A 10,046-nucleotide genomic window follows, 5' to 3' on the forward strand; every position below is an offset into this window, starting at 1 on the left:
ATCCTGACCTTCTTCCCCTGGGAGCACGCCGCTCCGGGCCGGCTCGGCGTCGGCGAGACCCAGGAAACCGCCTTCCGCGTGCCGGAGGGGGCAATCGGCTACTGGACGCATCGCTTCGTCGAGCTTGGCGTCGCCCATGAGGCGCCGCAGAAGCGCTTCGGCGACACCGTGCTGCCCTTCCGGGATCCGGACGGGATGCGGCTTGCCCTGATCGGCCTGCCCGGCATTGCCGCCGAGCCGGCCTGGACGGGCGGCGCGATTCCGGCCGAGCATGCGATCCGCGGCTTCCACTCCGTCAGCCTGCTGCTCGAGGATGCGGCGCCGACCGGTGCGATCCTCAGTGACATCTTCGGCTTTGCCGAGATCGCGAGGGAAGGCAGCGTGACCCGCTTCCGGACTGAGGGCGCGGCATGCGGCGGGATTGTCGATCTGCGCACCGCCGGCGGCTTCCTGCCGGCACGCCAGGGGGCCGGCTCGGTGCACCATATCGCCTTCCGGGCGGCGGGTGATGCCGAGCAGGAAGCGATGGTGCGCCGCCTAAAGGAGAACCATGGCATCCGCGCCACGGAGCAGCGGGACCGGAACTATTTCCGCTCTGTCTATTTCCGCGAGCCCGGCCGGGTCCTGTTCGAGATCGCCACCGACGCGCCGGGCTTCGGCATCGACGAGGCGAGCGAGAGCCTCGGCCAGGCGCTGAAGCTGCCGCCGCAATACGAGGCGCAGCGCAGCCGTATCGAGGCCGTGCTGCCGGAACTCGCCTGACGACACCTGACCAAACAAGACGCCCTGCCTCGCCGCGCTGACGGGGCAGGGCCGTCCCCTGCATTATCGAGGAGTGACCCATGCTGGACGCCGTCGCGACCACACCCTTCATCCATGCGTTCGAGCCGGGCAGCGATACCGCCCGCAAGCCCCTGCTGCTGCTCCATGGCACCGGCGGCAACGAGCATGACCTGCTGCCGCTCGGCCGCATGGTCGCGCCCGGCGCCGCCTTGCTCTCGCCGCGCGGCCAGGTGCTGGAAGGCACGATGCCCCGTTTCTTCCGCAGGCTCGCCGAAGGCGTCTTCGACGAGGCCGATCTGAGCCGCCGCACCCATGAGCTGGCGGATTTCATCGAGGATGCGCGCCGACGCTATGATCTTGCCGCGCCGATTGCCGTCGGCTTCTCGAACGGGGCGAATATCGCGGCGAGCCTGCTGTTGCTGCGCCCAGAGGTGCTGGCCGGGGCGGCGCTGCTGCGGGCGATGTCGCCCTTCCGGGAGCCACCAAAGGCCGATCTCGCCGGCAAACGCGTGCTGATGCTGTCGGGAGCGCAGGACCCGATCATTCCGGCCGCCGACGCCGCACGGCTTGCCGCGACTCTGTCGGGCAATGGCGCGACGGTCGAGCACCGCATCCTAYCGGCGGGCCATGGCCTGTCGCAGGCCGATATCGGCCTGCTCACCGCCTGGCTCGACCAGGCCTGAACGCCTCGGCGAATCGGCGCTCTGCATTGGGGGCGCCGTTCCGGCACAAACAAAGACCCCGGATCCGTCGCAACGCCCTGCGGCGTTCGATGGATCCGGGGCCGAATCTCGTAACTCCCGGGCGTCCGGATGACGGCCCTGCTGCCGTTCGAGTCAGTCCTAGGGCGCTGTCGCCTTCGGCTTGCTGCGTGCAGCCGGCTTGGGCTCGGGCGGCGGCTCAGTTGCTTCCTTCGCCAGCCGCTGCGCCCGCAAGGCCTCGATCTTCTTGCGTGCCGCAGCCTCTTCAGCTGCGATTCGCCCGCTGGCCTTCTGCCTTTCGCGCGGGGCCTCCTGCACGCTGTGTACGTCATGCCAGACGCGTGGCCGACGGTCGTCACCTGCCATCTTCTTCTCCCACCGCAGTTTTCCCCTGGTCGTGAGTGTACGCCTGATTGTGGCGGGATACGAGCGCGCGATTGCCGGGAGCAGGCGAGGGCTCAGCGCTCGACGCGGGTCGAGAGAATGATCGACGACATCGTCCGCTCGACACCGTCGAGCGCGCCGATCCGGTCGATCAGCTCGTCGAGTTCGCCGATCGACGGCGCGATCACGATCGCGATCATGTCGAAATGACCGCTGACCGAATGAAGGGTCCGGACCTCCGGAATGCGGCGCAGTTCCGCCTCGACCCTGGGAGCGAGCTTGGTCAGTGCGGTGATCAGGACATGGGCCTTGACCTGCCCGCGCTCATGCTCGTCGGAGAGCCGCGCCGTGTAGCCGGTGATGACGCCGCGCCGCTCCAGCCGTTCGATCCGGCTTTGCACCGTCGTGCGTGAGAGGCCGAGCTGGCGGCCGAGCTCGGCCACCGGCGCCCGGGCGTTCTCGGTCAGCAGGATAAGGAGCTGTCTGTCTGTGCGGTCGATCGGCATGATGCTGAGTACTTACGGCAGATCGCCGTAAAATCCCATATGAATCGTCGTGATGGCCGCTTCTATTCGACGAAATCGTCAGCCAGCATAGGACATCAACGAACGCACGGAGCGCCACAATGAAGGAAATCGTCGTTATTGGCGCGGGTAAGATCGGCCAGACCATCGCCGACATGCTCGGCAGCAGCGGGGATTACCGCGTCACGGTCGCCGACCGCTCCGAGGCGCAGCTCGCCGGCATCCGCACCAGCGCCACGGTTTCGACCCGCAAGGTCGATATCGCCGACAAGGAGGCGCTGACCGCCCTGCTCGAAGGCCGTTTCGCCGTGCTGAGCGCAGCCCCCTTCGATCTGACGACGCGGATCGCCGAAGTCGCGGCCCCGCTTGGCGTCCATTATCTCGACCTGACCGAGGATGTCGCCAGCACGAGGCGCGTCAAGGAACTCGCCAAGACGGCGAAGGCAGCCCTCATTCCGCAATGCGGCCTGGCGCCGGGCTTCATCTCGATCGTCGCCGCCGATCTGGCGCGTGATTTCGACACGCTCGACAGCCTCAGGCTGCGCGTCGGCGCCCTGCCGCAATACCCCTCCAACGCGCTCAACTACAACCTGACCTGGAGCACGGACGGGGTCATCAACGAGTATTGCGAACCCTGCGAAGCGGTCGTCAACGGCGAGTTGACCCTCGTCCCGGCGATGGAAGAGCGCGAGGAATTCTCGCTCGACGGCGTCACCTATGAGGCGTTCAACACCTCTGGCGGCCTCGGCACGCTCTGCGAGACGCTGGCCGGCAAGGTCCGGACGCTGAACTACCGCACGATTCGCTATCCCGGCCATTGCGCGATCATGAAGGCGCTGCTCCAGGACCTGCGCCTGGCCGATCGCCGCGACGTGCTGAAGGACATTTTTGAGAACGCCCTGCCGAGCACCCTGCAGGACGTCGTGGTGATCTTCGTCACCGTCAGCGGCATGAAAGATGGCCGCCTGCTGCAGCAGACCTATGCCAACAAGGTCTACAGCGCGACCGTCGGCGGCGTGACGCGCAGCGCCATCCAGATCACCACCGCTTCGGGCATCTGCGCGGTGCTGGACATGCTGGCGCAGGGCAAGCTGCCGCAGCAGGGATTTGTCCGCCAGGAAGAGATCACGCTCGATTCCTTCCTCGCCAACCGCTTCGGCAAGGCCTATGCGCGGGCCGAGGACGGCACCCCGGGCAAGGGCGAAATCGAGCGCAGCCGCGCGGCCTAGAGCATTCTGCGAAAAAGCGGCAACGGTTTTTCGCATGACTATGAGGTTCGATCACGTTTTCTGCGTCTGGGCGATTTCGTCCAGACGCAGCGCGGCCTAAGGCCGCGCTTGCGACGAACGGCAGGCGCTCCACGCAGGGAGCGCATGCTGTATACACATCTGGCATAGACCCGAACGACCGTTAAAAAGAGTCGAAAAGGGTCCGGGAGGGACACGAGGATTATGGCACGACGCGTTCTGGTCGCAGAGTTCATGCATGAGACGAACACATTCAGTGTTCAGCTCACCGGAGAAGAGGTCTTTCGCAACGCCGGCCTCTATCTCGACAACGAGATTCCCCCGGCTTTCAGCGGCACGCGGACATCGCTCGGCGCAGCCTTCGAGGCGGCCGAGAAGTTCGGCTGGAGCCTGACCCACCCCATCGTCGCCCATGCCAACCCTTCAGGCCGCGTCACCGATGCGGCCTTCGAGCTATGCGCAGGCAAGATCGTCGCGGCCTGCGCCGGCGTCGACGGTGTGCTGCTGCATCTCCACGGCGCCATGGCGACGGAAAGCTCCGATGACGGTGAGGGCGAGCTGCTCTCCCGCATCCGCGCCAAGGTCGGCCCCTCCGTTCCGGTCGTCGCGGTGCTCGATCTGCACGCGACGCTCACCCAGCTGATGGCCGACAGCGCCAATGCGCTGATCTCCTACCGGACCTATCCGCATATCGACCAGTATGAGCGGACCTGGCAGGCGGCCGAGCTGCTGCAGAAGGCGATGGATGGCGAGATCACGCCGACCGCCGCCGTTGCCCGCCGGCCCATCCTCTACGCTCTCGATGGCGGGCGCACGACCTCGCCCCCGTTCAAGGAGCTGCTGCGCCGCGGCGACGAGCTCGAGGCGAAGGGCGAGGCGCTGGTCGTCAGCGTCCAGGCCGGCTTCTCCTCGGCCGACGTCCACGATATCGGCCCCTCCGTCGTCGTCACCGCCAATGACCGCAACAAGGCCCAGGCCATCGCCGAAGAGCTGATGGATTATGCCTGGGAGCAGCGGCATTTCTCCTCGATCCATTTCACGCCCGTGGCCGAGGCCATGGTGAAGGCGAAGAATGGTGAGGGCCAGAACGGCGAGGGTAAGGCCGGCAAGCCGCTGGTGATCTCCGATTATTCCGACAATCCCGGCGCCGGCGCCTATGGCGACGCCACGAACCTGCTGCGCGCGGTCCTGGCCACCGGCCTGGAGAATGTCGCTTTCCACGCGATCTGCGACGGCGAGGCTGCGCTGCAGGCGCAGGCTGCCGGCGTCGGCAACACCGTGACGCTGATGCTCGGCGGCAAGGTCGATCCGAACATGGGCGGCGGCCCGCTCGAGGTCACCGGCCGGGTCGTCTCGATCACCGACGGCCATTTCATCGCTTATGGCCCGATGGGCGGCGGTGCCTGGCGCAGCTACGGGCTCAGCGTCATGCTGCGCATCGGCGGCGTCGAGCTCGTCATCATCACCCATAACGGCCAGGCGACCGACCTCGCGCAGTTCACCTCGCTCGGCGTCGACCCGACGCGGAAATCGACGGTGATCGTCAAGTCGATGCAGCATTTCCGGGCCGCCTTCGAGCCGATCGCCCGCGAAGTGGTCGAGGTCGATACCGGCGCGCTGGCGACGCGCAATTTCAAGGAGCGCCCCTACAAGAGCGTTCGCCGGCCGATCTTCCCGCTCGACGACATCTAGCGCCTAAAGCATCGGCCCGAAAAGTGGATTGCGGTTTTCGGGAAAACCGATGCGAACACAGAAGGTTAGATCATCGAACCGAATAGGAAATCCGGTCCGATGATCGAGCCGGGGGCTTTGGCCTCCGGCGTGACGTTCGGACTAAAGCCCTGACATGAATTCGGAGTTTCCATGACGCTCTCCGCTCAAACCCCGGCTCACCGCGCCCGGCCGCAGGCCGATCTCGTCCTCAGGAACGGCCCGATCTGGTGCGGCCGCGAGGACGGGGTCGTCGAGGCCCTGGCGATCTGGCAGGGCAGGGTGCTCGCCACCGGCAGCGATGCCGAGATCGCCGCCCTGATCGGCCCCGGGACCAAGGTGATCGATCTCGAGGGCCGGCTCGCCACGCCCGGCCTGAACGATTCCCACCTGCACCTCGTCTCGCTCGGCATGACCATGGACTGGGTCGACGCCCGCCCGGCGGTCGCGCCCGATCTCGCCTCCCTGCTCGATGCCATCGCAAAGCGTGCCGCCGGCACCAAGCCCGGCGACTGGATCCTGTCGCGCGGCTACGACCAGACCAAGCTCGATACCGGCCGGCATCCCTATCGCGAGGAACTCGACCGCGCCGCGCCGAACAATCCGGTCATGCTGATCCGGACCTGCGGCCATGTCTCGATCTGCAATTCGATGGCGCTGGAGCTCGCGGGCATCGACGAGGCCTCGCCGACCCCGCCCGGCGGCCTGATCGAACAGCAGAACGGTCGGCTCACCGGCATGCTGGCGGAAAACGCCCGCGCGCCGGTCTGGGCCGCGATCCCGCGCCCGACCGAGGAAGACCTCGTCACCGGCATCGAACGCGGCGGCAATTACCTGCTCTCGCTCGGCATCACCAGCTGCATGGATGCGGCGGTCGGCCAGCGCGGCGCCTTCGGCGAGATCTCGGCCTATCACCGCGCCAAGCGCGACGGCCGCCTGCCGGTGCGGACCTGGCTGACCCTGCTCGGCGACGAAGGCCGCTCGGTCGTGCCGCAATGCTACGAGGCCGGGCTGATCTCCGGCACCGGCGACGACATGCTGATGGTCGGCGCGGTCAAGCTCTTCCTCGACGGCTCGGCCGGCGGGCGCACCGCCTGGATGAACGCGCCCTATCTCGGCGAGGACAAGACCACCGGCGTGCAGATGTGCTCGAACGCGGATGTCGAGCGCCAGGTCATGGACGCCCATGTGAAGGGCTATCAGCTCGCCTGCCACGCCATTGGCGATGCCGCGATCGAGCAGCTGATCACGGCCTATGAGAAGGCGCTCGCCGCCCATCCCGATCCGGACCGCCGCCACCGCATCGAGCATTGCGGCTTCGCGACGCCCGAGCAGCATGAACGCATGGTCGCGGCCGGCATCTATCCCTGCCCGCAGCAGGTCTTCATCTACGATTTCGGCGATGCCTATGTGAAGGTGCTCGGGCGGGAGCGGGCGCTGTCGAGCTACCCCTTGCGGACCTGGTTCGATCTCGGCCTGAAGCCGGCGACGGGCAGCGACGCACCGGTCTGCGACCCCAATCCGTTCCCGAACTTCTACACCATGCTGACCCGCAAGACCTGGCGCGGCACGGTGATGGATGAGGCCCAGTGCGTCTCGATCGACGAGGCGCTGCAGGCCTATACCGAATTCGGCGCCTTCTCGCAGAAGCAGGAGGCCGTGAAGGGCCGGCTCGTGCCGGGCTATCTCGCCGACGTTGCCGTGTTCTCACGCAACCTTTTGACCGCAGCGCCCGAAGAGATCCTGAAGGACACGCGCTGCGATCTCACCATCCTGAACGGCAAGGTCGTGTTCGACCGCGCCGCGCAGAATGCCTGACCGGATAATTGCTCGGGGACAGCCGGCTAGACGACGGAGACAGACCGGAAAAACCAAGTAAGGTTCCGTACGGGACTGACCGGCGCCGCCCTTGAAAAGGGGGGCGCCACCAAAAAGATCAACGGGAAATTTGGGAGGATTTGACGTGTTGAAACGACTGGCTTTGACCACTGCCCTGACGCTGACGATGGCGTTCTCGGCCCAGGCGCAGGAACCGCGCCGCGGCGGCACGATCCGCTTCACGGCGCCCTATGCCGCATCCTTCGTCAGCAATGACAGCCATGTCTCGAACCAGATCCAGGACGAGATCTATGGTAACGCGCTGCACCGCGCGCTCTACAAGTGGGACTCGACCAACAACAAGCCGGTGCTGGAGCTCGCCAAGAGCGTGACCGCCTCCGCCGATGGCACGGTCCACACCTTCAAGCTGCGCGACGACGCGCTTTTCCATAACGGCCGCAAGATGACGGCTGACGACATCATCTGGACCTACACCCGGCTGATGGATCCCACGAAGAACTATCCCGGCGCGGCCTTTGTCCGGCGCGTCAAGGGCGCCCAGGAATTCCAGAAGGGCGAGGCCAAGGAAATCTCCGGCCTGAAGAAGATCGATGATTTCACCCTCGAGATCACGCTGATCGAGAAGGCCGATCCCGGCTTCCTGTTCCGCACCGCGATCACCTCGATCTTCCCGGCCAAGGAAGCGCAGGAACCCGATTTCTTCAACAAGCCGATCGGTCTGGGTCCGTTCAAGTTCGTCGAGCATGTTCCGGGCTCGCGCATGGTGCTGGAGCGCTGGGAGAAGTTCTACCAGGCCGGCAAGCCCTATGCCGACAAGGTCGTGATCTCGCCGATGGGTGAGGCGGCTGCCCGCGACATCGCCTTCCGCAACAAGGAGATCGACGTCTCGATCCTGGGACCGACGCAATATGTCGCCTACCAGGCCGATCCGAACCTGAAGAAGGGCATTCTCGAAGTCGCGGAAGTCTTCACCCGCAACATGGGCATGAACCCGAACTTCAAGCCCTTCTCCGACAAGCGGGTGCGCCAGGCGATCAATCACGCGATCGACAGCGACCTGATCATCAAGCGCCTCGTCCGCGACAAGGCCTATCGCGCCACCGGCTGGCTGCCGCTCTCCTCGCCGGCCTATGACAAGGACATGAAGCCCTACGACTTCAATCCGGAGAAGGCGAAGAAGCTCCTGACCGAGGCCGGCTATCCCGATGGCTTCGAGTTCGAATGGACCGCTTCCCCGAACGAGAGCTGGGGCGTTCCGATCGTCGAGGCCGTGATCCCGATGCTGGCCAAGGTCGGCGTCAAGGTGAAGATCAAGCCGGTCGAAGGCTCGGCGCTCGGCGGCATCGTCTCGAAGGGTGATTTCCAGGCCTATATCTGGTCGAACACCTCTGGTCCCGATCCGCTGACCCAGATGAAGTGCTTCTACTCCGCGACCCCGCAGAGCGCCTGCAACTACACCACCTACAAGAACCCGGCCGTCGACAAGCTGATCGACGAAGCCGCCGCGACGGACGATGCGGCCAAGCGCATCGACCTGCTGAAGAAGGCCAACGGCATCGTCTATGAAGACGCCCCGGTCTGGTTCTTCAACTACAACAAGGCAGTCATGGCCTATCAGCCCTGGCTGAAGGGCCTGCAGCCCAACGCGACGGAACTCGCTCTGCAGTACTACGAGGATCTCTGGGTCGACGCGTCGTCCCCGGCCGCGAAGTAATCTCCAAACCCCGGCGCCCGGCGGCCTTCGCTGCCGGGCGTTCGCGGCCAAGAGTTCGCGGCCAAGGGTTCGTGGCCAGGAGTTCTGCATGCTGTCTTATGTCTTTCGGCGCCTGCTGCAGGCGATCCCGATTCTGCTTGCCGTTGCGGCGCTGATCTTCCTACTGTTCAGCGTCATCCCCGGCAGCTTCGCCTCCAGCCAGATGGCTGACGGACGCACCGTCATGGATGCGGAAGCCGTCTCCCGCATGAACCAGCAATTCGGGCTCGACCAGCCCGTCGCGACCCGGTTCGTGAAATATATCGGGCAATTGGTGACGCTCGATCTCGGCACCTCGTTCCGCACCCGCCAGCCGGTCTGGCACCTGATTGCCGAACGTCTCTGGCCGACGCTCCAACTCGCCTTCGCCTCGATGCTGTTTGCGATCGCGATCGGCGTCCCCCTGGGGTTTCTGGCGGCGCTGCGGCCGGGCAGCTGGATCGACATGGTCTCGATGGTGGCCGCCGTTTCCGGCCTCTCCCTGCCAAAGTTCTGGCTCGGCCTGATGCTGATGTATCTCTTCGCGCTGACCCTGGGCTGGCTGCCGAGCTTCGGCTATGGCGACGGCGCGATGAAGAACCTGATCCTGCCCTCGATTGCGCTCGGCGTCGCCCCGCTCGCCCTGCTGGCCCGCACCACGCGCGCCTCCGTGCTCGAGATCATGAATGCCGATTTCGTCCGCACCGCCCGGTCCAAGGGCATGAGCGAGCGCCGCGTCGTGCAATGGCACCTGGCGCGCAATGCGCTCGTCATCGTGCTCACCACCGTCGGCCTGCAATTCGGCTCGGTGATCGGCCAGGCCGTCGTGGTCGAAAAGCTCTTCGCCTGGCCGGGCCTCGGCTCGCTGCTCGTCGACAGCGTCTCGCTGCGCGATATCCCGGTGGTGCAGGGCTGCATCCTGGTGATCGTGCTGTTCTTCCTGCTGGTCAACATGCTCGTGGACGTTCTCGCCGCGATCATCGACCCCCGCATCAGATACACCTGAGGGTGCCGATGAAATTCAGAGCCAATCTCGTGATCGGGGGCGTGCTGTTCGCGGCCGTCGTCGTCGCCGGTACCTTCGCCCCGTTCCTCGCCCATACCGACCCGGTCATGGACGCCAACC

General features: G+C 65.7%; 9 protein-coding genes. 7 read left to right on the forward strand and 2 right to left on the reverse strand.

The annotated features are described in order from the left end of the window. Positions 1-762: ring-cleaving dioxygenase (locus tag AC1D34_RS27595; RefSeq protein WP_476825920.1), on the forward strand; the 762-nt coding region annotated here is incomplete at its 5' end. A gap of 80 nt (positions 763-842) precedes the next feature. Beyond that, on the forward strand, positions 843-1,466 hold the full coding sequence (locus AC1D34_RS27600; protein WP_476825921.1) for an alpha/beta hydrolase: 624 nt from the start codon (positions 843-845) through the stop codon (positions 1,464-1,466). A gap of 159 nt (positions 1,467-1,625) precedes the next feature. On the opposite strand, the gene AC1D34_RS27605 is transcribed toward AC1D34_RS27600, so the two are convergent. Both AC1D34_RS27605 and AC1D34_RS27610 read right to left on the reverse strand, forming a co-directional pair. Then, complete coding sequence (locus AC1D34_RS27605) at positions 1,626-1,850, reverse strand: hypothetical protein (protein WP_441488675.1); 225 nt, start codon at positions 1,848-1,850, stop codon at positions 1,626-1,628. 92 nt (positions 1,851-1,942) lie between these two features. Then, positions 1,943-2,374, reverse strand: a complete 432-nt coding sequence (locus AC1D34_RS27610; RefSeq protein ID WP_043239300.1) for an Lrp/AsnC family transcriptional regulator — start codon at positions 2,372-2,374, stop codon at positions 1,943-1,945. A gap of 119 nt (positions 2,375-2,493) precedes the next feature. Here AC1D34_RS27610 and AC1D34_RS27615 point away from each other — a divergent pair, with 119 nt between their 5' ends. From AC1D34_RS27615 to AC1D34_RS27635, 5 genes are all read left to right on the forward strand, one after another. Next, a complete protein-coding gene (locus tag AC1D34_RS27615) occupies positions 2,494-3,621 on the forward strand; it encodes a saccharopine dehydrogenase family protein (protein ID WP_441488674.1) in 1,128 nt (375 codons plus the stop codon). 222 nt (positions 3,622-3,843) lie between these two features. Beyond that, the gene (locus AC1D34_RS27620) at positions 3,844-5,331 is read left to right on the forward strand and encodes a M81 family metallopeptidase (RefSeq protein WP_441504736.1); all 1,488 of its coding nucleotides are present in this window, start codon (positions 3,844-3,846) and stop codon (positions 5,329-5,331) included. 171 nt (positions 5,332-5,502) lie between these two features. Next, positions 5,503-7,167 (forward strand): amidohydrolase, encoded by a 1,665-nt coding sequence (locus AC1D34_RS27625; RefSeq protein ID WP_476825922.1) that lies wholly within the window; start codon positions 5,503-5,505, stop codon positions 7,165-7,167. A 148-nt stretch (positions 7,168-7,315) separates the two neighbouring features. Continuing rightward, a complete protein-coding gene (locus AC1D34_RS27630; RefSeq protein ID WP_441504857.1) occupies positions 7,316-8,902 on the forward strand; it encodes an ABC transporter substrate-binding protein in 1,587 nt (528 codons plus the stop codon). Positions 8,903-8,990: 88 nt separating this feature from the next. Next, positions 8,991-9,926: an ABC transporter permease gene (locus AC1D34_RS27635; RefSeq protein ID WP_441504734.1), complete on the forward strand. Its 936-nt coding sequence runs from the start codon at positions 8,991-8,993 to the stop codon at positions 9,924-9,926. Positions 9,927-10,046 lie beyond the last annotated feature (120 nt).

The organism is Allobosea sp. P1_A7 (assembly GCF_056406775.1).